The 23,191-nt window shown below is 50.9% G+C and carries 20 protein-coding genes; 15 read left to right on the top strand and 5 right to left on the bottom strand.

What is annotated here, in order from left to right; all coding sequences use genetic code 11:
• Positions 1–239: 239 nt before the first annotated feature.
• The gene (locus GC101_RS19585; RefSeq protein WP_171718593.1) at positions 240–1,127 is read right to left on the bottom strand and encodes a fructose bisphosphate aldolase; all 888 of its coding nucleotides are present in this window, start codon (positions 1,125–1,127) and stop codon (positions 240–242) included.
• 173 nt (positions 1,128–1,300) lie between these two features.
• Between GC101_RS19585 and GC101_RS19580 the strand changes: the two genes are divergently transcribed.
• The 6 genes from GC101_RS19580 (at position 1,301) to GC101_RS19555 (ending at position 6,928) form a co-directional block, all read left to right on the top strand.
• A complete protein-coding gene (locus GC101_RS19580) occupies positions 1,301–1,960 on the top strand; it encodes a hypothetical protein (RefSeq protein WP_171718592.1) in 660 nt (219 codons plus the stop codon).
• 299 nt (positions 1,961–2,259) lie between these two features.
• On the top strand, positions 2,260–3,501 hold the full coding sequence (locus GC101_RS19575; protein WP_171718591.1) for an RICIN domain-containing protein: 1,242 nt from the start codon (positions 2,260–2,262) through the stop codon (positions 3,499–3,501).
• A 310-nt stretch (positions 3,502–3,811) separates the two neighbouring features.
• On the top strand, positions 3,812–4,801 hold the full coding sequence (locus GC101_RS19570; protein ID WP_246354403.1) for an alpha/beta hydrolase: 990 nt from the start codon (positions 3,812–3,814) through the stop codon (positions 4,799–4,801).
• Between the two features lie 56 nt (positions 4,802–4,857).
• Positions 4,858–5,835 (top strand): phosphotransferase enzyme family protein, encoded by a 978-nt coding sequence (locus GC101_RS19565; protein ID WP_171718590.1) that lies wholly within the window; start codon positions 4,858–4,860, stop codon positions 5,833–5,835.
• A gap of 16 nt (positions 5,836–5,851) precedes the next feature.
• A complete protein-coding gene (locus GC101_RS19560; RefSeq protein WP_171718589.1) occupies positions 5,852–6,241 on the top strand; it encodes an iron chaperone in 390 nt (129 codons plus the stop codon).
• A gap of 36 nt (positions 6,242–6,277) precedes the next feature.
• Entirely contained in the window at positions 6,278–6,928 is a 651-nt protein-coding gene (locus tag GC101_RS19555; RefSeq protein ID WP_171718588.1) for a hypothetical protein, read from the top strand.
• A 106-nt stretch (positions 6,929–7,034) separates the two neighbouring features.
• Here GC101_RS19555 and GC101_RS19550 read toward each other — a convergent pair whose 3' ends face one another.
• Both GC101_RS19550 and GC101_RS19545 read right to left on the bottom strand, forming a co-directional pair.
• Positions 7,035–8,918, bottom strand: a complete 1,884-nt coding sequence (locus GC101_RS19550; protein WP_171718587.1) for an AraC family transcriptional regulator — start codon at positions 8,916–8,918, stop codon at positions 7,035–7,037.
• 251 nt (positions 8,919–9,169) lie between these two features.
• On the bottom strand, positions 9,170–10,861 hold the full coding sequence (locus tag GC101_RS19545; RefSeq protein ID WP_171718586.1) for a M3 family oligoendopeptidase: 1,692 nt from the start codon (positions 10,859–10,861) through the stop codon (positions 9,170–9,172).
• A 303-nt stretch (positions 10,862–11,164) separates the two neighbouring features.
• Here GC101_RS19545 and tnpB point away from each other — a divergent pair, with 303 nt between their 5' ends.
• The 4 genes from tnpB (at position 11,165) to GC101_RS19525 (ending at position 14,381) form a co-directional block, all read left to right on the top strand.
• Complete coding sequence (gene tnpB, locus GC101_RS19540; RefSeq protein ID WP_342423583.1) at positions 11,165–12,244, top strand: IS200/IS605 family element RNA-guided endonuclease TnpB; 1,080 nt, start codon at positions 11,165–11,167, stop codon at positions 12,242–12,244.
• Between the two features lie 116 nt (positions 12,245–12,360).
• Positions 12,361–12,636: a CD3324 family protein gene (locus GC101_RS19535; protein ID WP_171718585.1), complete on the top strand. Its 276-nt coding sequence runs from the start codon at positions 12,361–12,363 to the stop codon at positions 12,634–12,636.
• Between the two features lie 107 nt (positions 12,637–12,743).
• Positions 12,744–13,664 (top strand): GNAT family N-acetyltransferase, encoded by a 921-nt coding sequence (locus GC101_RS19530; RefSeq protein ID WP_171718584.1) that lies wholly within the window; start codon positions 12,744–12,746, stop codon positions 13,662–13,664.
• Between the two features lie 63 nt (positions 13,665–13,727).
• Positions 13,728–14,381 carry a MerR family transcriptional regulator gene (locus GC101_RS19525; protein ID WP_343049765.1) on the top strand — a complete coding sequence of 218 codons (654 nt, stop codon included), beginning with the start codon at positions 13,728–13,730 and terminating at the stop codon, positions 14,379–14,381.
• Positions 14,382–14,470: 89 nt separating this feature from the next.
• On the opposite strand, the gene GC101_RS19520 is transcribed toward GC101_RS19525, so the two are convergent.
• On the bottom strand, positions 14,471–15,361 hold the full coding sequence (locus GC101_RS19520) for an AraC family transcriptional regulator (protein ID WP_171718583.1): 891 nt from the start codon (positions 15,359–15,361) through the stop codon (positions 14,471–14,473).
• A gap of 130 nt (positions 15,362–15,491) precedes the next feature.
• Between GC101_RS19520 and GC101_RS19515 the strand changes: the two genes are divergently transcribed.
• Entirely contained in the window at positions 15,492–16,406 is a 915-nt protein-coding gene (locus GC101_RS19515) for a helix-turn-helix domain-containing protein (RefSeq protein WP_171718582.1), read from the top strand.
• 30 nt (positions 16,407–16,436) lie between these two features.
• Positions 16,437–19,334: an excinuclease ABC subunit UvrA gene (uvrA, locus tag GC101_RS19510; protein ID WP_171718581.1), complete on the top strand. Its 2,898-nt coding sequence runs from the start codon at positions 16,437–16,439 to the stop codon at positions 19,332–19,334.
• 571 nt (positions 19,335–19,905) lie between these two features.
• On the opposite strand, the gene GC101_RS19505 is transcribed toward uvrA, so the two are convergent.
• Complete coding sequence (locus GC101_RS19505) at positions 19,906–20,553, bottom strand: transcriptional regulator (RefSeq protein ID WP_171718580.1); 648 nt, start codon at positions 20,551–20,553, stop codon at positions 19,906–19,908.
• A gap of 313 nt (positions 20,554–20,866) precedes the next feature.
• Here GC101_RS19505 and GC101_RS19500 point away from each other — a divergent pair, with 313 nt between their 5' ends.
• The 3 genes from GC101_RS19500 to GC101_RS19490 all read left to right on the top strand — a co-directional run bounded on the left by GC101_RS19500 (position 20,867) and on the right by GC101_RS19490 (position 23,027).
• Positions 20,867–21,883, top strand: coding sequence for an alpha/beta fold hydrolase (locus tag GC101_RS19500; protein WP_171718682.1), 1,017 nt, complete (start codon positions 20,867–20,869; stop codon positions 21,881–21,883).
• A 229-nt stretch (positions 21,884–22,112) separates the two neighbouring features.
• Entirely contained in the window at positions 22,113–22,550 is a 438-nt protein-coding gene (locus GC101_RS19495; RefSeq protein ID WP_171718579.1) for a LytTR family DNA-binding domain-containing protein, read from the top strand.
• A gap of 36 nt (positions 22,551–22,586) precedes the next feature.
• On the top strand, positions 22,587–23,027 hold the full coding sequence (locus tag GC101_RS19490; RefSeq protein WP_171718578.1) for a hypothetical protein: 441 nt from the start codon (positions 22,587–22,589) through the stop codon (positions 23,025–23,027).
• The last annotated feature ends 164 nt before the right edge of the window (positions 23,028–23,191 follow it).

The raw sequence follows: 23,191 nt of genomic DNA, 5'->3' as shown, positions 1-23,191 counted from the left end.
AATTCACCCGTAGCCCCAGGCATCGCAGGCTTAAAGTTGCAATCCTTACAACATTTTAGATTTATTCCGTTCCGATGGACCTTTAGCGATGGGGCGGTTACTGCTTTGGGATTAGTCTTATGTTTGGCTTATATAACCAAGAGACCCCGGGACATTAGTCCCGGGGTCTTCGTCTGCTAATCAAGCAACTCTATAGATTGGGTGGGAAACTTAAGAGAAAAGGCGGAGCAGCGGAGGCTTCAAGTTATGGAAGCCTCGTAGATTGCAAGGGTGGACGCAGCAAGTATGCTATTAAATTCATCGTCACTCTGCTGATCGCTGAGGCCCTGGGACAAGGCGCGCGAGAAGCTGGCGATGAGTCCATGCTGGCGGGCCAGCTTCTCATTCGCTTCTGCCTGGGTATAGCCACCGGATAATGCCACGATGCGGACTACATGCGGATCTGCGGCGAGTTCGCTGTACAGATTATCTTCAGTCGGAAGAGACAGCTTCAGCATGACCTTGACGCCCTCTTCCAGAGCGGATAATTGGGCGGCCAGTTCGCGCTTCAGCAGCTGCTCGGACTCTGCTTTGTCCGGGCTGAGAATGTCTACTTCCGGTTCGATAATCGGAACCAGCCCGTAACCGGCGATTTGCCCCGCGACAGCAAACTGCTGTTCTACGACTTGCCGGATACCCTCCGCGTTAGCTTCATGGATTACTGAGCGCATCTTGGTGCCGAAGATGTTCCTCTTGACCGCCCGTTCCAGCAGGTCATCAAGACCGGGAATGGGCTTCATGAGCTGAACCCCATTTTCCTGCGCGGCCAGTCCCTGATCGATTTTCAAAAAAGGCACGATGCCTTTCTGCTCCCATAAATAATCGGCGGTTAATTGTCCGTCTATGAAACGGTCCATCGTGTTCTCAAAAAGAATAGCGCCGAGGATATGCTCCGAGTTAAATGCGGGACTCTGAATAATGCGTGTTCTCATCCCGTGGACCATCGCGTACATCTCTTCGTCACCGGAGTAGCGGTCTTCCTTAATGCCGTATTGCAGCAGCGCTTTGGGTGTGCTTCCCCCGCTCTGATCCAGAGCAGCTATAAAGCCCTTTCCTGTGTGAATTCTGTCCAATTGTTTCGTATTCATGGATATTTGTCCTTCCCTTCTACGAAATGAAATGGTGACTCCATCTGTTTAGTATAGCACTTTTGGTTAGGGACATACATTTGAGCCGGCAGAGCTTTCCATTTGAGTTGAGAGATATGGTATGTTACCTTGTTCAATAGGATGGTATGATAGGAAGCGGGGTGAAAATAATTATGACAAATGAAACAACCAATGAGACAGCCAGTGAGACAACCAATGAGGCAACAAACGGTGAAGCAGAAGCTTCCGAGAAGGTCATGACCGAAGAGAAATGGAACGAGCTGCTGAAGGCTGTTTTTCATAACGGCATTGTAGCTCTAAAAATGAGTTTCAGTGAAGTGGAAGGCCAGGTTCTGAATTTGGATACTTACGGCCCGGTGTTTGTGTATCGTGTCAAGGACAGTGCCAATGATGATTATTACTGCGGGTTCTTCCTTCGTGAGTTGGCCGGCAGATTCCAGTCCGGAAGCAGTCCGGAGATCTGGATGGCCTCCTTCTTCCACGAATTGATGAAGACCAAGGGAGGCAACTCCTTGCCTAAACCTCTTCCGAATGAAGAGGAAGCCAAGGCCGTTGTTGATAATGTGCTGGTTCCTATGTGCATCGCCGCTGTCCGTGAAGAGTTCGCACCGGAGCAGGTCCATGCAGGCCTGGCCTTTAACCCGGAGCACGGCCCGGTCTTTGAAGCAGGATTCCCTGCAATCACTGACGGGAACAACGTATGCGCGATCCCGCTTCATCTGTTGCTGACGCATTTGCAGCTGAACCGCGATCCTTCGGAGCTGCTGCTGCAGGGCTTGTACAAAATCCGTGAAGAGCACGGAATGGAGTAAAATGCAGGTAAGAGCATAAGATAAGCACAGGCCGCTCCTCTATGGAAGCGGTCTTTTGCTGCGAAATTAAGAGTGTATAGGTCCACACGGTCACTTCTCCTTCCGTTTCTGCCGGGTTCGCTGAATTGTCAAAATTACAGTTCTTACCGGGAGTAAAAACGATATATATGGGGTGTAGCGGATGAAGACGTTCTCAAATGCCATATTTCGAAACCGGTTGGGTTAGGTTTCAACTGCACGAACGTACGCGTGCATTGAAATAGGATGGGCAACCTTGAATAGCAAAGAGGAGGACAACGATGTTGAGAAGAGGAAAAGTCTTAAGTTTGTTTCTGCTGTTCACGCTTTTAATCGCACTGGTGCCTACGGGGAATTCCAGCGCAGCTTCAACCTGGAATCTGGCCTGGAGCGATGAGTTCGACGGCTCTTCCCTGAACACCGCCAACTGGACTGCCGAGACCGGCACCGGCAGCGGCGGCTGGGGAAACAATGAATTGCAATATTATACGAACCGGACACAGAATCTGCAGGTTACCGGCGGCAACCTTGTAATCACAGCGCAGAAGGAATCCTATGGCGGCATGAATTATACCTCAGCACGGATCAAGACGCAGGGCCTCAAGAATTTCACCTACGGCAAAATAGAAGCCAGAATCAAGCTGCCTTCCGGTCAGGGGTTATGGCCTGCATTCTGGATGCTGGGCTCCAATATTACCACGGCCGGCTGGCCGGCCTCCGGGGAAACGGATATTATGGAACGGGTGAATAATAACGCCTTCGTCAACGGTACAGTGCATTGGGATGCAGGCGGGCATGCCGAATATGGGCAGGTGTCCGGAAGTCTGGATTTCTCCCAGTATCATGTGTACAGCGTGGAGTGGGATTCGAAATATATCAAGTGGTTCGTGGACGGCAACCAGTTCAATCAATTCTATATTGAGAACGGAACAGGCAATACAGAGGAATTCCAGAAACCATTCTTCCTGCTGCTGAACCTTGCGGTAGGCGGCAATTGGCCGGGCGCACCGAACAGTGCTACCAGCTTCCCGGCACAAATGCTGGTTGACTATGTGCGTGTGTATCAGGAAGGCGCTCCATCGAGCGGCATTGTCAGCGGCGGAGTATACACATTAATGTCCAAAGTAAGCGGCAAAGTGCTGGATGTGAAGGATGTCTCCACGGCAGACGGGGCCAAAATGCACCAGTGGACTAATTATACTGCCAGCAACCAGCAATTCAGAGTGGAGAGTACAGGGGACGGCTTCTACAAGCTTACTGCGATGCATAGCGGCAAGGTGCTGGATGTTCCGAATGCCTCCACTTCAAGCGGAGTCCAGCTGCAGCAGGCCAATGACAATGGCAGCAATGCCCAGCGCTGGAGCATCATCGATGTAGGCGGCGGCTACTACAAGCTTATATCCAAAGCGAGCGGGTTGGCTATGGATGTCTCCTCGTCCTCTACAGCGGATGGTGCGGCAGTGCAGCAATGGACCGACAACGGAACAGATGCCCAGAAGTGGCTGCTCACCAAGATTAACTAGGGTAGCCTGGCTATAACTCTAAGGCTTATACCATCTTCCCGCTCATCAGACCGGGATGCGAATGGAGATTGTGTATAGATAGGGACGAAAGACCGCGGAAGCTGCGGTCTTTCGTGCTTGTATGTGCTTGTACATGCTTGTATTAGAAATAATATTATTCAAAGCGGATATTCTTGCTGAAGCGGACTGAGCTCCAGCTTGATCCGGCTCCAGCCGGCAGAATAGTCATAACATAAATATTCATTGATGTGATAATGTTTATTGTAAGCGTTATTATACGGTGGGATAAATGGAATATTGGAGGCGATTTATGCAAAGCCGCGGAAATGCCGGGTCTAAGCTAAAGGTGCTAACGATGCTAATCATGCTAATATGCTGCATGTCCCTTGTGAGTTGTTCTTCCGGTACAGATTCAGCGGCCGTCCAGACAGCTTCCCCGGAAGCGTCAGCAGCCGAAGCTGAAGGGACTGCGTCGGCAGCACCGCTGCAGACCCCCGGAATTCAAAATTTAACATTCCACAGTGAGGCGCTGGATCAGGAGATGCGGCTCAGTATTTACCTGCCCGTAGGGTACAGCACGGAGCAGCATTATCCGGTCCTCTATCTCATCCACGGCTACGGCGGCAAAGAAACGGATATGATCGCCGGTCTGGGGCTGCATCTGAATGCAGACAGGCTGATTGAAGCAGGTCAGATCCATCCGCTCATTATCGTCTCCCCGCAGATGGATAACAGCTATGGGCTGAATTCTTCTCCTACCTATGCAGTGAACGATCCGGGTGATCCCCTGACGACCTATAACGGGATGTATGAAGATTATCTGGTGAAGGATGTTGTGAATTATGTGGATTCGCATTTCAGCACAATAGCTGAGCGGGATTTGCGCTATATTGGCGGTATTTCAATGGGCGGTTTTGTCAGCCTGCATGCCGCGCTGCTGCACAGCGATGTTTACAGCAGGGCAGGCGGGCATAGTCCGGCGCTGTTTCTGGATGACTGGTCTTCGGTGGGCGGTGAATACGGCCTGATCCGATTCCTGTATCCGACAGAAGCGGAGCGGCAGGAGCGTGATCCGCTTATTTTGGCGAAGGATAGGGATTTAAGGGGGCTAGCAGTATACCTGGATTGCGGGGAAGAGGACAGCTACCGGTTCTATGAAGGTGCAGAGCAATTATATACACTGCTTAAGGATAAGGGCGTGCCGGTTGAATATCACTTAAGAGCAGGGAAACATGACGGGGAGTATTGGAGAGCCCACTTGGATGAGTATTTGATTTTTTATGCCGGAAGGACTAACTGACGATGATGCTTACGAATTATAAATTGAATTTTGAAAAGCTATGTGCTACATATAACTTGGGGTCACTGCGCACTGAGCCGGAGCAAATCTTCGGCGGGTTCCTGCACCGGATGTACCGGATGACCACGGATCAGGCAGAGTACGCAGTGAAAGCGCTGAATCCGCAGATCATGCTGCGGGAATCAGTGATGAATAACCTGACAGCCGCCGAGAAGGCCGCGGAGCTGGCAAGCAGACATGGAATCAATGCTCTCCCGGCACTGCTACATGAGGGGAGCTGTGTACATGAAGTGGACGGGCAGTATTATCTGCTGTTTCCATGGATTGAAGGCCGCTCTATATCTGCAGGCAACGCGGGGCTGGAGCACTGCGTTACTATGGGGGAAGCTCTCGCGGCTATACATGCCACGGACTTCTCTCCGCTCCATAATGAGCTCCATAGGGATAGCACAGCGGAACAATTGCAGACCGATTGGAAAGGGTATGCCGTACAAGGTCAAGTGATGGATCTTCCATGGTCCGCTTCCCTTATGGATGCTCTGGACAAGCTCTACCGCTATGAGGAATTGGTGAATGCTGCTATGCCGATCCTTAATGGCAACAGGATCATCAGCCACCGGGATCTGGACCCGAAGAATGTGCTGTGGGATCATGACGGCCGGCCCGTTATTATTGACTGGGAGGCTGCGGGCTGGATCAACCCGGCGCAGGAGCTGGTTGAAGTGGCACTCTATTGGTCAGACTTTGAGAGTGGTCACATCCGCAAGGAGGCCTTCTGTGCGCTGATTCAGGCTTACCGTAATCATGGGGGAGGGACACGTGACCCCTGGCCGGAGGTGCTAAGCAGCGGTTACCACGGGAAGCTGGGCTGGCTGGATTACAGCATCCGGCGGTCGCTGGGGCTGGAAGGCCCGGATGAAGCGGAGCGGGAGCTTGGGACAAGCCAGGTGCTGCCTACGCTGCAAGCGCTGAAGGATTACGAAGCGTTCATTCCGCTTTGCCTGCAATGGCTTACGAACTTAAGTATGAAATAGAAGGAGTTGGGCCCCGATGGAAGAGAATAAAGTCACCTATGAATCTGTCGATCAATATATTTCTGCCTATGCACCAGAGGTCCAGGAGATTCTGCAGACCTTGCGCAAGGTCATCCGGGAGGCAGCGCCAGAGGCAGAAGAGAAGATCAGCTATCAGATGCCGACCTTCTTCCTGCATAAGAATCTGGTGCATTTCGCCGCATTCAAGAATCACATTGGATTCTATCCGGCACCGCAGGGAATTGAAGCGTTCAAAGAGGAACTTGCGAAATATAAAGGGGCCAAAGGCTCTGTGCAATTTCCGCTTCATGAGCCGCTTCCGTATGAACTCATTACGAGGATCGTTAAATTCAGAGTGGAAGAGAATCAGCAGCAGGCAGCGGGTAAGGCACAGAAGAAGAAATAAGTGGTTTCAGGCAGAACGGGAGGCTGAACAAAACATATGATCAGGGTAATGGCAAGAGCATGCCTGAAGGATTCAGGCGAAGCAGGCAAGGAATATTTGCGGTCCGGCGGTGAAGCGGCAAGAATGATCCGGGAGGGCCGCCTGATGACGGCTGCGGGATTCTGCTGGAATCACAATGTGTTCCTCTACTATGAATGTATGGAGGAAGCGATCCTGCCGGAAGCACTGCTGCCGCAGGCGGCGCAGTATCTGGCCGACTGGCCGGGAGAAGCTCAGCCCCGCCAATGGATTCCGCTGATCGATGTGTTTCACTTCAATGCGCCAGCGGATGCTGCGCACTGGCGGCGCAAGACCAAGCCTGAGCAGATGGTCGGAAGAGTGGCGCATCTGAAGCCGGAGAGGGTAGCGAGCTATGTCTATTATCACTATCAGCTGCAGGAGGAACAGGCTTTCCATGGACCGAAATACGAGGTGATCGGAATACATGAGAACCTCCTGTTCGGCTATCAGGAGTTCCCGGCAGTGGTGGAGGTACCCGTGCTGCTGGGGAAGCTGGCTACATCCGGAACTCCGGAAGTGTGGGCAGACTCGCGGATGGATCTGCATTTCCAGCCATGGCCGGACGGCCATCTCTACTTCAAGCCGGTGGAGACTCTGTTTGCCCTGCAGGAGCCGCCGCTGGAATAGAGCTGTTATACATAGATTACATCCCAAAAGCACTCCGCCGCTGGTACTGGCCGGGAGTGCTTTTTGGGGTTTGGGGTATAGCTTGGCTACCTGTTTCCCGAATAATTTATAAGCCTGTAAGCCATGCGGCCAATTCTTCGGTCTGGCTAAGAATAGCTATCGGGTCCCAGTAACCGGAACGGTCGCTTGTCCATAAGAACACATGATTATTCTTGACTGCGGGAAGTGCTCCCCAGATCGGGTCCGCCTGAAGTTCATCCAGCGTTTCCGAATCGGAGGTCAGAATAATATAATCTCCCGCATACTTGGGCAGGACCTCCGCAGAGAATGAAGCCCAGCCGGGATCGGCCATTTCTGCTGCAATCTCCGCAGGCGGCTTGAACCCGAATCCGTTGTATATCGGCTGGCCGCCTTTGCCGAAAGAGGTTCCGACGGCCATCAGGCTATTGTCGCTCGATTCAATAACGGAGAAGGTGCTGTCGGCAGGTATGACTTGGAGCACCTTTTCTTTGGCGCTGGCGGTACGGGTGTCATAGTCGGTGAGCCAGGCCTTTGCTTCCTCTTCACGGCCCAGCAGATCGCCGAAATAAGCGACCTCCTCATGTACGGTCTTTAAGGAAGCATACGGAATCACGACAGTAGGCGCTATTTTTGACATCTGCTCATTCAGTTCGGGATACATATCGTCCATAATAATCAAATCCGGCTCAAGTGCCAGAATTTTCTCTACGTTGCCGTTGCCTTCCCCTATGTTCTCAACATCCTTCAAATATTCCTGGAAATAAGGATTCTTAATATGATGATCGGAGGTTCCGATCGGCGTAATGCCCACCGCAATCAGACTGCCCAGATACTCACCGGCAACAATCCGTTTGGGGTGAAGGGGTACCTCCACCTCTCCGTTAACGGTCGAAACTACTTTGGTCTGCGGCTGCTCGGCTGCCCCGTTCGTGCCGCATGCACTCAGCACCAGAATGAAGCTTAGCAGCAATAGCGATGCCAGCGTAGGCCTTGAATGTTTAAACATGAATACATCTCCCTCTTCTATACGATCTAACTGATAATCGTTATCAATTATATTAGTATAGTCAAAGGGTTCAGGAGGGACAATGGAGGATTCCATGGTTATGACAGGACGATCTTCTGGTATGTTCCTGGTGGCATATACTTCTCTGTAGCGTATGGGAGAAACGCCTTTATATCTTTTGAACAGCCGGCCCAAATAACTCGGGTCCTGATAGCCGACGCCAGCTGCAATTTCCTTCAGCGTAGCATCCGTTTCAAGCAGCAGGGACGCTGCCTTATCGATGCGTACCTTGATCAGATAATCAATGGGGCTTAGCCCGGTACGGGTTTTGAAATAGGAGGATAAATGAGGGATGCTGTAGTTCACGTTGTCCGATAGCGATTCGAGCGTAATAGACTCGGCATAATGCTCATGGATGAACGCAGCAACCCGGGCAGCCAGATCGCGCTTAGCCGGACTTATCACATGCGCCTGCATTTGATGAAGCAGTTCATATACGAACTGGTAGAGTAAAGTCCGGGCCCGCAGCTGGACGAGCGGTTTCTGCTTCCACCAATCCTTATACATTTCACTTAAAATCTGATGCAGTACTATCGGATTCTCCGGCGTAATGCTGTACGAATGATCAAAGGGGTGAGCCTGCTCCGGTCGCCCGTCAAGTTCTGATAAAGCCGGAAGATTACTGCCGGCTCTGTAATAAACGGTATAGTAATCCAAGCCCTCGCTGCCTGCAGCAAGGCTCAGTACACTGTCTTTTCCTGCATGAAGTACTGTAAAGCGCTCTATGCGATAAATTTGCCGGTCCAATTCCGCTGTAGCATTCCCCCGGATCGACATGAGGAATAGGGTGGAAGGTACTTTATAAGAGAGCGGGGATTCACCAGCCCTGATTGTGATCCGGCGGATATCTATGACCTTGCAATTCGCCTGATTCCATAGAGTGATTAGATCGTTGATGTCCAAACGCAGCCTCGCCTTCCCCCTGTCCTTAAGGACTTTTGAGAGTAAGCATAACATCTTCAGTGAAGTAAGCAAACCACACCCGATAACGGAGCCACTTGATAAACCATCCTATTCTAAAAAACTGAAAAATGGGGGAGCACATCTTCCCGGAATGCAAAACGAGCCTTGGAAGTGATTCCAGAGGCTCGTTATTAGTATCTTTTATTTAAGTTAATTGTTCAGTGGCTTTGTTGCCATAGGAGATTCCCTGCTTACAGCGTCTTATCATCAATGCTGTTCAGCCAGCTCTCAATATCCCCGATGACGGAGCTGACGCAGCCGTCCTCGAACGGTGAGATTAGTCCGGCAAGCTCTACCAGCTTCGTGAAGGACTGGCTTCCTCCAGCCTTGCAGAGGCGCAGATAATCCGACCATGCGGATTTGAAATCCTCATTCGAGCGTTTCCAGAACTGGAAGGCGCAGAGCTGGGCCAGCGTATAGTCAATATAGTAGAACGGGGAACGGTAGATATGCGCCTGCTTTTGCCAGAAGCCGCCCTGCTCCAGATAGACGTTGCCGTAATAATCACGGTGGGGCAGATATTTCTGCTCGATTTCCCGCCAGGCCTGCTTACGTTCAGCCGGAGTCGCCTCCGGGTGCTCATAGACAAAATGCTGGAACTCATCGACAGAGACACCATAAGGAATAAACAACAGACTCTCTGCCAGGTGGTTGAAGCGGTATTTGTCCGCATCCTGTTCGAAGAACTGGTCCATCCACGGCCAAGCGAAGAATTCCATACTCATCGAGTGGATTTCTGCGGCTTCAAAGGTCGGGAAAGCATATTCCGGAACACCGGAGTTGCGGCTGGAATACACCTGGAAGGCGTGCCCCACTTCATGGGTCAGCACATCAATATCCGCTGAGGTTCCGTTGAAGTTGGAGAAAATAAACGGTGCCTGATAGTCGCTGAAATAGGTACAGTAACCGCCGAATTGCTTGCCCTTCTTGCTGACCAGATCCATCAGCCCATTGTCCAGCATGAAGGTGAAGAACTCATCGGTTTCCGGCGACAGCTCCTTGTACATCTTCGCACCGTTAGCCACAATCCAGTCAGGATCGCCCTTGGGTGTAGCATTCCCGGAATTGAAGCTAATGCCCTCATCGTAAAATTTCAATTCATCCAGACCCAGACGCTCCTTCTGGCGCTGCTTCAGCTTCGTTGCAAGAGGAACGATCTTCTCAAGCACCTGCTTGCGGAAATTAGCAACCATCCCGGCATTGTAATCCGTACGCATCATCCGTTCATACCCCAGCTCCACAAAGCTGCTGTATCCAAGCTTGGCAGCTATGTTGGCCCGTACCTTGACGAGCTCATCATAAATCCGGTCGAGCTCCGGCTCATGCTCTGACATGAAGGCATATCTGGCTTCAAAAGCTCCCTGGCGCACAGAACGGTCCGTCGATGAATCATAAGGGATCAGCTGGGCCAGGGTACGCTCTTCACCGTCAAATCTAATTTTGGCTGAGGCGATCAATTGGGCGTATTCGGAGGACAGCTTGTTCTCAAGCTGTAAGTCTCCGATAACTTCAGGGCTGAAGGTACGCAGGGAAATTTCGGCCAAGCTTAGCAGCTGCGTTCCCCATTCCTGTTCAAATTCGGCTCTGTACCTGGAATTTACAAGTGCTCTGTAATAATCCGTTATGTACTCCTGGACCACCGGACCGATCTCGTCCATGTAATCCTGTTCAGCCTTGTAGAACTCATCCTCGGTGTTAATCGAGTGGCGGACGCTGACCAGGGTCTCCATCGTACCAAATTTGCTGCGGAGCTCATTCATAGCTGCAACCGCAGCCTTCTGCTCCTCCAGACTGCCATTCTCCAAGCCTTTCAGTAAGGTTGTGAAATCGGTCTTAAATTGCTCCACATCCGGACGTTCATAACGGTATTCTGAGAATTTCATTGGATTATCAGCACCCTTTCTTTACCATATAAACCCCATTATATAATCGACTCCCGCAAAAAACCAACTTTTAGACAGTAAAGTTTAATTATATTTAATTTCTCAAGGCGAAAGGACAGTGAAACTTCCACGTTGTGTTACGGATGGTATTATTTTAGAATTTTAGGTTGTCAGAATTCCCCGACTTCTAAAGTGGCGGGATGAATGACTACTATCTTTCTTCGTATATGGAAAAAAGTATCCTATTATAAGAACGTACGTGCTATAATTGTTTTGTGAATGTTTGGAAATGAGGTGCATCGTGTGCTTATCTATAAAGCATATAAATACCGTATCTATCCTAACCGTGAGCAGCAGCACTATTTCGCTAACGTATTCGGTGCCGTCCGTTTTATCTACAATAAAATGTTATCGGATAAGATTAAACATTACCAAATCACAGCAACGATGCTCCATACAAAACCTGCGGGTTACAAGAAAGATTTCCCGTGGCTCCGAGAAATCGACAGCCTGGCCCTGACCAATGCCCAGCTCCATCTGGACCAAGCGTACAAACAATTTTTTCAGAAGAATACTATGGGCTTCCCCCGATTCAAAAGCAAGAAAACACATACAGACCGCTTTACAACAAACAATCAAAAAGGAACGATAGCAATTGAAGATGGGATGCTCAAAATCCCCAAGCTAAAGAGCAGAATCCGAATCCAGATACACCGCCCCTTCTCAGGACGGGTCAAATCCTGTACTATCTCTAAAACACCGTCCGGCAAATACTTTGCGTCCATCCGAGTTGAAACAGAAAGCACGCCATTACCTTTAGCTGCCAAGAAAATTGGCGTCGATTTAGGACTGAAAAGCTTTGCGGTGACCTCGGAGGGTGAAGTAATTGCGAATCCGAAACATCTGCGGAAATCGGAACAACGATTAAAAATGCTGAATAAAAACGTATCCCGAAAGAAAAAGGGAAGCCACAACCGATTCAAAGCCAAACTCAGATTGGCGAAGCTGCATGAAAAAATAGCAAACCAGCGGAAAGACTTCTTGCACAAAACGTCCACCCGAATGATCCACGAAAACCAAGTGATTGTAATGGAGGACTTGCGTGTAAAGAACATGCTGCAAAATCATAAATTAGCGAAGGCCATATCCGAAGTCTCCTGGAGGTTATTCCGAGAACTGCTGACCTACAAAGCGAAATGGTATGATAGACAATTGATCATTGCTCCTCCAAACTATGCAAGCAGTCAACTCTGTTCCTGTTGTGGCTACAAAAATGCAGAAGTCAAGAATTTGGCTGTACGGGAATGGTCTTGTCCAGAGTGCCATACGGAGCACGATCGAGATCGCAATGCGGCTTCCAATCTTTTGAAACTAGCCATGTAAATGGCACTATGGGCTAGGAACGAGCCAGTAAGCTTGGGTAAACTTGGAGCGTTAGCTCTATTGACCAAGAAGCAACCACCTAATAGGTGGTGTGTAGTTCACGGAGCGGGCCAAAGATGAAATGTGTAAATGCAGCAACGTTATTGCCAGACCACCTGCTGAAGGAAATTCAGCAATATATTCATGGGGAAGCCTTGTATATCCCCACCCGTCCGAGCAGCCGCAGAAAATGGGGCGAAAGCTCCGGTGCTGCCGGTTACTATAAGATCCGGAACGGGGAGATACGCAATTGCTTCCGTGAAGGCGCGGACATGAGCCAGTTGTGTGAGCAATATGGATTATCCATAGACAGCATCCGAAAAATCGTATATTCCAAGAACCCGCAGAGCTGATCTGCGGGTTCTTGCTGTGAGATAAAACAATTCTAGAAGAGCTTGGTATATAATGTCCTCTGCCTGTTCCGTAGAATGAAGGCATGACAGAGCCTCTGGAGGATGAAATGACTAAGAGAACAGGGAGAACAGATAGAGCAGGTAGAGCAGAATATAGAGCCTATACTCCGCAAGATAGGATGAAGGTGCGGGAGTATATTTCCCGTGTCTACTCCAGGCTGAAACGGCTGAACAGCTGGTCCATTGCCCGCTGGGAGTTTGAAATATTCTTTATTCACAAGAGAGCGGGCATGTTGCGCGGCTGGGAGCAGCATATAGGACTGTGGGAAGATGAGGCGGGTGAGCTGGCCGCCGTTGTCTGCCGTGACGGAGACTACTATTTTCAGCTGGATACGCTGGAGCCGCAGGAGGAGTTGCTGAGCGAAATGTTCGGTTTCATAGAAAAGAGTTCCAGTCCGGACAGCCCTAAGCTGGCCATTCCAAAATTCATGCCCGCGCTGGAAGCGATGGCGCGCAGCCGGGGATATAAGCTGCTGCGCAATGAAAGTGATAATATCATTTCGGTCGCGCTGGATCAGGAATTCCGGGCAGACCTTCCCCATGGCTTCACCCTTTGCTGCGGGGATGAAGTCAGTGACCGTGCGAAGGCGCAGGGGCATATTATGGCTTTTGACTATGCAGGCACGAAGAAAGCGGAGCAGACGCTGCAGCATTATGGCGGACTTCGTGAAGCACCGGGGTACCGCCCCGGGCTGGATCTGTCGCTGGTGAACGCTGCGGGAGAGGTCGTGGCCTTCTGCAATATTTTTGTGGATGAAGCGAATAGGATTGGCATGCTCGAGCCGGTTGGAACACATGTGAATTACAGAAGACAGGGGCTGGGCAGAGCCGTGATATATGAAGGCCTGAACCGTCTGCGGACGCTGGGCATGGTCAAAGCGTATACGGGGCCTATGCAGCCTTTTTACCGGAGGATTGGCTTTGCGCTGGAGGCAGAGATGACCATCTGGGAGAAAGAACGGGGGTGAAAATGTGATGAAAGTGTTGACTCTCCTCTAAGGGGAGGCAATACACTGAAGCTTGAAAGGAGCGTGACTCAGCTGTTGTACACCGTAAAGGAAGTAGCTGAATTATCGAAGGTAACCGTCAAACTGCTGCATCACTATCACAGAATAGGTCTGCTTATCCCGACTGAAATCAGCGGTGCCGGCTATCGTCTATACGGAACGGAAGCACTGGAACGTCTGCAGCAAATTCTATTGTACAGAGAACTGGATTTCACTTTGGAACAAATTAAGGAGCTGCTTCAGGGCAATCCGGACCGTTCAACCATTCTGGAGGAGCAGGAAAAACGGATTCAACAACGCAAGCAGAGGCTTGAACGGATTATCGAAACGCTGCACAAGACCAAAACGAGCCGGGAAAGAGGAGAACCAATGGAGGATAAGGAACTGTTTAAAGGTTTCGAGCGAGAAGAGGATTGGAAAGCAGCCTTGCAGGAACAGAATGAGTATCTGAAAGAAACTTATGATTATGAACTGCTGGATTCAGCTCCTGTAGAGCCGCAACATATGAATGAAATAGCATTAGAAGGTGCTGCATTTATGACATCAATGGCAGATGGCTTGCGGACAGGCCGGAAGCACAATGATGTGGCGGTTGCGGCGCTGATCGGGAGGCATCTGGAGTTCCTGAAGGAGCACGGACATCAGATATCGGCAGAGGATTTTGCAGCGCAGGCTTAAACGTAGGATAACACCCGATAACCATAGAAATGCATAATTGTAAAAAACCGCCGGACAGTCCTCGTGTCCGGCGTTTTTTATCTGACAAATCATAACGCCGAAACTGGAAAATACAAATCGCACTCACAGTAATGCTTGCTGCACTTGGCGTAGTTAACCCTTTCAAAGCTGAAACGTTCAGGGATATCAATCTGCATAGCGGGCATCCAGGTCTCAAAAATATATTTCCAGACCTCCTGCAGAGTCAAGGCCGAGAGATCCTCAGGACGATGAAGGCCGATATAGGTGAACACACCGTATTTATGCGCCTTGACATGCCGGACCTGCATATCCGGAGGGATAATGCTGCTGGTGCTGATCTGCAGGGAGGGCTGGTACAAGGTTGAACCTTCGAATGGCTCCGGAACTGAGGTGAAGCCGACATAGACATCCTTGTGCACCGGATTCTCAATTCTCGGGCGGTCATGGTAAAAGAAATGCACAGCCCGCTCTGTTGCTTCCAGAGAGCTGGCGTTCTCCCGGCCGTTAATGCTCATTGCATGTCCGGCAATGGAGAAGGCCGGCAGGACGCTCATGGAGCGGAAGTATACCAGCCCTTCCGCCGCACGGCCGAGCAGGCCCGGATTAAAGCGGTCCAGAATATTCAGCGGAGCGGGATTTCTGCGCCACTTGGCTGGTGTGGTCTGGTATTCATCCTTGAAGACCCGGTTATAGGCCCGTTCTGAGCCGAAGGAATATTTCGCTGAGATGAAATCAATGCTGTTCTGGTGGTGAAGCAGGTCGCCAAGGGAGAGCGCAATCCGTCTTCTGCGGACATACTCCATGAGCCCGGTATCTGTGGCTCCCTTCCAGATGCGCAGCAGGTGGAATTTGGAGATATTCACCCTTGCCGCGATATCATCCAGGCACAGCGGCTCCAGCAGATGTTCTTCCATATATGCAGTTGTTGTATTCAATGTTTCGAGCAAATAATGATCCATCGCAGGTTCCTTATCCGAGCAATTTTTGTCCTGTTTTGCCAGGAGGCGTACAGTATAATTTTACCACAGAGACCAGGAGCAGCATAACAATATTGATTGGATTAAGGAAAAGGAAGGGGAGGTCGGCTTAATGAACGCTAGCAGCCAGGCAGAGCTGAAGAACCGGTATTTAGCGGCAACTGAAGAGTTTGTAGAGAAGGTGAAAGATGATCCGAATGTCATTGCGGTCGTCTTGTGCGGAAGTCTGGCTTACGATCAGGTCTGGGAGAAAAGCGATATCGATATGGACGTCATTGTGCGTGATCAGCCGCTCCAGCAGTACTCCTACTGCATCATCGAGGACGGGATAACGATTAATGTTCAGCTCTATGAGAGAAGCAGGTTTAAAAGAAGTTTCGAACGGATGGTTGGAGGCTCTATTCCGCAGTCGTACTTGGCCAAAGGACATATCCTGTATACGGCTGATGACAGTCTGCATGAGTATTTCGAGGAGCTCAAGCTGCTGGGCAGCTACGATATAGCCCTGTCTTTATTACGAGATGCCTGTGAGCTGATCGATCTGTTCCATAAAAGCCGGAAGTGGCTTACGGTGCGCGGAGACCTGCTCTATGCGCAGTATTATCTGCTGAAGGCGGCGGAGCTGATTGCCAAGATGGAGGTCTGCTCGCAGGGCAAACCTCCGATCCGGGAGTCTATCCTTACAGTTCTGGATACGAAGCCTGAGCTAGTGGCTCCTCTGTATTCTGAGGCGATGTCCCGCCGGCTAACTGAAGCGGAAATCGGAGCGGCGATTGATGGAATTGGCCTGTTTATTGACGGGAAGCTCGATCTCCTGAAGGTGCCTGTCCTTGATTACCTGGCAGACGGGGAGATTAGAACCGTAACGCTGCTTGCGAAGCATTTTAAGCTGGCCAGCCACTTTCTTGTGAACATTCTGGAGTATCTGGCGGATAAGGGGATCATCGAGAAGGTGTCGCAAACCATCCGTATTACCCCAAAGAGCAGACCGTCTGTTGAAGAAATCGGCTATATGTACATCCCTTAAAGGGTGGAGAACAAGAGGAGGAAGCAGTCAGTGTCTATCCGTACAACGATTGATATTTCGGGAGCCCGGCAGAATAATCTCAAGAACATATCCGTGGAGATCCCGCGTGACCAGTTGACTGTCATTACAGGAGTGTCCGGCTCGGGCAAATCCTCGCTCGCCTTTGATGTTATCTTTGGAGAAGGGCAGAGGAGATTTCTCGATTCCATCTCGAACTTCGCCAAGGGGCGCATCAGCCAGCTGAAGAAGGCGAAGGTGGATTCAGTAAGGGGCTTGTCCCCGGTAATCGCGATTGAGCAGAAAAAAGGCAACCATAACCCCCGCTCCACGGTCGGTACGGTAACGGATACCAATGATTATCTGCGGCTGCTGTTCGCCACTGCAGGCACCGGGCATTGCCCGGATTGCAGCAAGCCGCTGCGGCAGCTGTCCGCTGCCCAGATTGCCGAGCATATCTCCTCGCTGCCGAAGGGAACGATTGTTGAACTACGGGCGCCGGTCTATAAGATATATGGCGAGGAGTATAGCTATACCTTCCAGAAGCTGCGGGAAAAAGGCTTCAAGCATCTGCTTGTCGATGACATGCCTGTCTCACTGGCGGATGAATCCGGGCTGGACGAGAGCCGTTCCTACCGGATCGAGATGATCATTGACCGGTTCACATTGAAGGATGAAACGTATATTCAGCTGACCAAATCCATAGAGTCGGCGATGCTGGCACTGGATGAGGATATTATGATTAAGGCAGAGATTATTGGAGGGACTGGTGAGGGGGAGGATAAGGGCTTCTATGACCACTTCGGCTGCCCGGAGCATCATTACTTCCTCTGTGATATGCAGCCGTTCCATTTCTCCTTCAATACGTCAGCGAGCGCCTGCCATACCTGTCTTGGGGTAGGGATGTCGTATGTGGTAGAACCCCGGTTTCTGGTGGTGGCCCCTGAGAAAAGCATTTACAAAGGCGCGCTGAAGAACACAGTGTTCAATCCCGCAGGTAAGGACAGCTACCGCACAGTGCTGATGTACAGCTTATCGGAGAAATATGGCTTCAGTCTGGATGTCCCGTTTCATGAGCTGCCGGCCTCTGTTCATAATCTGCTCTTCTACGGTACCAAGGGCGAGCTAGTTCCTATGCTTCAACCCCCGAATTCCGCCAAGAAGAACTGGATGACCGGCCGGGACCGGCCGTTTGGCGGCTTCGTCCAGGAAATGGAGAGCTGGTACAAGCACTACATCCGCAAGACCTCAACCTCGGAGGCCTTCGAGCCGGCGTTCATCAAAGACTGCATGATCGAGAAGGTCTGCCCGGAATGCAGCGGCGCGAGACTCAAACGGCAGCGGCTGCAGATTACAGTGGGGAATAAGAATATTGACCAGCTTAGCCGGATGCAGCTGCATGAGCTGCTTGGATTCCTGAATACCTTAAGCTTCGAGCCGGTCATCCGTGAGGTCGCAGACACCATTGTCCGTGAGCTGCAGTCCCGGATTTCGTTACTGATCGAAATCGGGCTCCACTACATCAGCCTGGGCCGCAGAAGCGATAGTATCTCGGGCGGTGAAATGCAGCGGATCAAAATGTCCACCCAGATCAGCAGCGAGCTGATGGGGATGCTGTATATCATGGATGAACCCAGCATCGGCCTGCATCCGCGGGATTCCCACCGGGTCATCGACACGATGAAGAAGCTGCGTGATCTCGGCAACACGATCATCGTGGTCGAGCATGACATGGATACGATCCGCAGTGCAGACCATATCATCGAGATCGGTCCCGGTCCCGGTATCCATGGCGGGAATGTAGTGGCTTGCGGAACCGTGGACAGCATCATGGACCAGCCGGAGTCAGTCACCGGGCAATATTTATCGGGCAAAGCGTTTATCCCTGTTCCTGAACAGCGGCGCAGGCTGGGCGACGCCTTTCTATCGATCCAGGGGGCTCGCGAGAACAATCTGAAGAATGTGGACCTGGATATCCCGCTTGGTGTGCTGATCTGTGTAACCGGGGTCTCGGGTTCAGGCAAAAGCTCGATGATCAACGGGATTCTCTCGAAACAGCTGCGGATAGACAAAACCTCTGCACGGATTGTCGCCGGGGAACATGATTTCCTGTTCGGAGCGGATCAGCTGAATCATGTCATCAATATTGATCAGACCGCCATTGGACGTAACAGCAAATCCAATCCGGCGACTTATATCGGTATCTATGATAGAATCCGTGACCTGTATGCCATGCAGCCCGAAGCGGTAGCCAGAGGGTATCAGCCGATCGACTTCAGCCTGACTCACGCAAACGGTACCCGCTGCGAGCACTGTGCTGGCGACGGGATTCTGGTCACGAATCTCCAATTCATGGCGGATATAGAAACACTATGCCCTGTCTGCAAAGGGATGCGCTTCTCAGAAGAGGGCCTTGAGATTAAAATCCGGGGTAAAAGCATTGCCGATGTACTGGAAATGACGGTCGAAGAAGCCGCCGATTTCTTCGGGGAGCATAAGTATCTTAAGCACAAGCTCGCCATTATGAATGAACTTGGACTCGGATATCTGACCCTCGGCCAAAGCTCAACCACCCTGTCCGGCGGTGAGGCGCAGCGGGTGAAGCTGGCCTATGAGCTGGCCAAGATCAAGAAGGGCGCCCACAACCTGTACATCCTGGACGAACCGACAACGGGTCTGCATCTGGAAGATATCAAGAAGCTGCTGGTGGCGCTGAACAAGCTGGTAGACAGCGGACATTCCGTGCTTGTCATTGAGCATCATCTGGATGTGATCAAGTCCGCGGATTATATCATTGACATGGGCCCGGAAGGCGGAGACCAGGGCGGGTATGTGGTCGCCGAAGGAACACCGGAGCAGGTGGCTAAGGTGGCGGCTTCCCACACCGGGCGGTACCTCAGCAGTGTGCTTGGAACAACTGCCAGCCGGTAAAGGACAATGTAACTGCGGCAGACACCTGCTGGATCTACTGGATTAGCAGGTGTCTGTGTGATGAGGATGCATAGAACGGGTGCGCTGGAGTGCTGCGTGTAGGGAGAGGTGAACGGTCGGCGGTCAACGGGGAAAATCCGGCAAGAAAGTATGCAATAGAGTGAGCGATTGGCGAATCTGTGCATAGTGGAAGCTGATTAGAGAGCATGCATAGGTGCAGCTGAGAATCTATGCTTAGTGGAAGCTGATCAGGGAGCATACGTAGGTGCAGTGGCAATCTGTACGTAGCGGAATAACGGCGCGGACTGAGATTCCGTTATTTTGGATTTATGGACGGTTTTAGGTTGTTCGCGGACTGAAAATCCGTTATTTCTGCTCTAACGGGTGTTTTGGAGTGATTCAGGAGCAAATAAAGGAATCTCAGTCCGCGAGCTAGTGGAAAAGCCCCACTTTCAGCAAAATAAGCGCATCTCAGTCCGCTTCATTGGAGGGGCGTACCTACAGGAGTGCAGCTCAACAGTTATTCGCTTGCGGGGCGGGGCACTCCTGGGCTTGCAAGGGATTCCCGCTGTTACAGCCGAAGCGTGTAAGTCCGCACCCGATGTGAACCACTCGCGACATCAAGGATCTGCAGCTCTACGAGATCATGCAGGATACGTCTGGCTTGACGGTCACATACCCGGAGGTGCCGGGCAAGCTCCAGCGGAGTCAGCGGCCGCAGCATGCGCCGGGCCAGGCGGACGGTCTCTGCTTCCAGCCAGGATAACGATGCGGATACGTCCGTGGCTATGAATCTGCCAATAAAAGCGAGCACCAGCTGCTGGCATAGCTGCGGTTCTTCGGTGATGGACGGGTATGCGATGGGCAGAAAGGTCCAGCCATCCAGTGCCAGCAGACAATGCCGTCTGCACAGGTCTTTGAATCTTCTGACATCCAGATCTCTGGCGTGGGGGCCGAAGCCCTGGATCTCGATTCCGCCTTTTGCTCCACCTGGCATATACGCCAGATCCAAATAGCGGTAGCCGTTATTGAAATCCCGGACCTCCCATTCCGGAAAGAGATGATTGAAATTCCCGATAGCGGGAAACCAGACAGAGCGCAGAAATTCTCTGGTTCCGTGCCCTAGGCCTTTTTGGAGCAGCTCCAAGCGTATTGCACCTGTCTCTGCATGAATCTGTTCCTGCAGCCATTCATCATAGTACTGTTCAAATCTCGACATTGCCGTATCTCCCTTGCGAATAGTTTGACCCACGAGTTTGAGTTGATCCAATCCGATCCGAATACAAGAAAAGCCGCCGCAATACAACGTATCTGGAAGGTTAGCTCCAGACAAACGTTCTATTGCGGCGGCGTGTGCTTCACGACCTATACTGGTTATTATACCTCCCCATATTCAGGCCAGAAAGCGACTTGGATCATACTTGATCTGCCAATGATGTGATAAGGTGGGAAATCAGGACTTAGTAAATACTAAGGAGGATTTAAGATTGAAGAAACACAGAAGCAAGCGGAGAACCGCTTTGCGGATACTGATGATTGGCCTGCTGCTAATCGTCCTGCTCATAGGAGGCGGATTAGTCTTCCCGACATGGACTCCAGGCATCAAAGGCAGTAATAGCGTAAGCATCCTTAAGCAGATCACCATTAACGGCACCAGGCAGGAAGTGATGATACGGGGGATGGACCGGAGTAATCCGCTGGTGATTTTTGTGCATGGCGGGCCAGGGGTCCCGGAGACTCCGTATGTACGGAAATATCAGAATCTGCTGGAGCAGAATTTCACGGTTGTCCAGTATGATCAGAGGGGCAGCGGGAAGTCCTATCATTTCTCCGAGGATTATTCGAATTTGACTTCAGAATTATTGGTGGAGGACTTATTGACCCTCACAGAATATCTTGAGCAGGAGTTTGGCCAGAAGAAAGTGTTGCTGATCGGCCACTCCTACGGTACATACATAGCAACACAGGCGGTAAGTAAGGCGCCGGACAAGTTCAGTGCCTATATCGGGATTGGCCAGACGGCCAATTGGGTTAACAGCGAGCTGGAAAGTCTGCAATTCATGATCGATCAGGCGAGGCTTGCCGGCAATAACGCAGAGGCGGAGGAACTGGAGCACTTGAGGGAACCGGTTACAACAGGAGACGCGATTAGTCCCCGTGACAAAATCAGCAAATACGGCGGTTCAGTAAGACAGATTGACGACATCACGGATCTCTTCAAAGGTTTATTGTTCGGAACGGAGTATAATTTGCTGGATGCCGTCCGCTTTTTCAAGGGGAATTCGATCTCGGAGCTTAACCTGCAGCCAGAGTTGTCAGAGCATGATATTACCGAGCTGGTGGATCACATGGATATCCCCGTATATTTTGTCATGGGGAAGTATGATCTGATGACCTCGGTGAGCGAGGCGCGCAAATACCTGGATGAGCTGGAGGCGCCGTATAAGGAGTTCGTGGTGTTCGACCAGTCGGCGCATTATCCGCAGTTTGAAGAGAAAGAGAAGTTTGCACAGTGGCTGAACGAGACATGGGCTAAATTACCACAATAGCGTACATTTTCTGGGTGGCACACTAGCGATTGCAGCGGGAGCTGAGAAGAAAACGGCGCACTATCCTAATCCAAGGACGGTGTAGCCGTTTCTTTTTGTACATAGCAAGCTGACCTGCTGAAATTGCAGCTTGAAGCCGCTGTAGCGCAGCTTGCGCAAAGGCCATTGTATAAGTCTTTTAGCAAAAATATACTGTAACTGTAAGGAGAAGCGCAGGAGGCGATGGGCGATGAAAATTACAATTGAGAACGTTCCGGAGGGCGGGGAGCCTGAAATTATCCTAAGGTGCAACAACCCGGATGATTCCTTGCTGAGGCTGATCTACTCTGTGAACTCCAGCTCCAGAAAGCTAATCGGGATGAGCGATTTGCAGCTGCATATCATTAGTCCAAGGGATGTGTATTACTTTGAGGCGGTTGATCATAAGGTGTTCATTTATTGCCACGAGAAGGTGTACGAATCCCGGCTGAAGCTGTATGAGCTGGAGATGGATTACGAGCATGGGGATTTTTTCAGAGCATCCAAATCGACCATCCTGAATGTTGCCCGAATCCAATCACTCAGCCCGGTGCTATACGGCAGATATGAGGCGCTGCTCCAAAACGGTGAAAAGGTCTATATCTCCAGACAATATGTCCCTGTGCTTAAACACAAATTAGGGTTATAGCGAGGCTGCCAAAGTATATATTTAGGAGGAAGGATCATGATTAAAACCAGTAAATATCTATCTTTTTTCGTGAAGGATCTGTTAGTCGCTTGCGGGTTTCTGACGGTGCTTGCGGCGGTTGTGCTGGCTCTGAGCTCTACGGAGACGATCAGTGGTTCGCTGCTTGTGCAGCTGTTCCTGGGGGCTTCGGCGTTTACCTGTTTCAGATACGCGCTGGTGAATACGCATGAGGTGGAAAAAAAGGCACAAACGATAAGCTTTTATATTTTTTACATTCTTGCTGATTTGTTTGTGATCCTCTGGCTGTGGCTGTTCGCTGACGGCCCGCTGATGGATAAAGGGGTGCTGGTGCCGTTCGTCATCGTGATTCTGGTGGTTAAAGCCATGGTGTACACTATGATGCATATCGACGGCAAAAGGGAAGCCAGGCAGCTGAATCAGAAGCTGGAGGAGTATAAGAAGGACGGGGACAAATAAGCAGTAAGAAGTTAGCGGTTAGCCTCAACAAGTGCAGCCTTATTAGCGAATATTCGAAAGCCGCCCCGGTGCCGGATCTGCCAGGGAGGCTTTTTATTTTGGTTTATTTTATTTCGAAAACACACAAAAATCCTGTTACCATTCTGCAAATTAAGCGTAACTAA

The sequence above is a fragment of the Paenibacillus phytohabitans genome, assembly GCF_013141775.1.
In the GTDB taxonomy this organism is placed as follows: Bacteria; Bacillota; Bacilli; order Paenibacillales; family Paenibacillaceae; genus Paenibacillus_AQ; species Paenibacillus_AQ phytohabitans.
This window is presented reverse-complemented; position numbering and strand designations above follow the sequence as displayed.

What these genes read in the sequence shown, in the direction of transcription:
- GC101_RS19585 (WP_171718593.1), bottom strand. Translation starts at nt 1,127, where the DNA reads ATGAATACGAAACAATTGGACAGAATTCACACAGGAAAGGGCTTTATA.
- GC101_RS19580 (WP_171718592.1), top strand. Translation starts at nt 1,301, where the DNA reads ATGACAAATGAAACAACCAATGAGACAGCCAGTGAGACAACCAATGAG.
- GC101_RS19575 (WP_171718591.1), top strand. Translation starts at nt 2,260, where the DNA reads ATGTTGAGAAGAGGAAAAGTCTTAAGTTTGTTTCTGCTGTTCACGCTT.
- GC101_RS19570 (WP_246354403.1), top strand. Translation starts at nt 3,812, where the DNA reads ATGCAAAGCCGCGGAAATGCCGGGTCTAAGCTAAAGGTGCTAACGATG.
- GC101_RS19560 (WP_171718589.1), top strand. Translation starts at nt 5,852, where the DNA reads ATGGAAGAGAATAAAGTCACCTATGAATCTGTCGATCAATATATTTCT.
- GC101_RS19555 (WP_171718588.1), top strand. Translation starts at nt 6,278, where the DNA reads ATGATCAGGGTAATGGCAAGAGCATGCCTGAAGGATTCAGGCGAAGCA.
- GC101_RS19545 (WP_171718586.1), bottom strand. Translation starts at nt 10,861, where the DNA reads ATGAAATTCTCAGAATACCGTTATGAACGTCCGGATGTGGAGCAATTT.
- GC101_RS19535 (WP_171718585.1), top strand. Translation starts at nt 12,361, where the DNA reads ATGAAATGTGTAAATGCAGCAACGTTATTGCCAGACCACCTGCTGAAG.
- GC101_RS19530 (WP_171718584.1), top strand. Translation starts at nt 12,744, where the DNA reads ATGACTAAGAGAACAGGGAGAACAGATAGAGCAGGTAGAGCAGAATAT.
- GC101_RS19520 (WP_171718583.1), bottom strand. Translation starts at nt 15,361, where the DNA reads ATGGATCATTATTTGCTCGAAACATTGAATACAACAACTGCATATATG.
- GC101_RS19515 (WP_171718582.1), top strand. Translation starts at nt 15,492, where the DNA reads ATGAACGCTAGCAGCCAGGCAGAGCTGAAGAACCGGTATTTAGCGGCA.
- GC101_RS19505 (WP_171718580.1), bottom strand. Translation starts at nt 20,553, where the DNA reads ATGTCGAGATTTGAACAGTACTATGATGAATGGCTGCAGGAACAGATT.
- GC101_RS19500 (WP_171718682.1), top strand. Translation starts at nt 20,867, where the DNA reads ATGATTGGCCTGCTGCTAATCGTCCTGCTCATAGGAGGCGGATTAGTC.
- GC101_RS19495 (WP_171718579.1), top strand. Translation starts at nt 22,113, where the DNA reads ATGAAAATTACAATTGAGAACGTTCCGGAGGGCGGGGAGCCTGAAATT.
- GC101_RS19490 (WP_171718578.1), top strand. Translation starts at nt 22,587, where the DNA reads ATGATTAAAACCAGTAAATATCTATCTTTTTTCGTGAAGGATCTGTTA.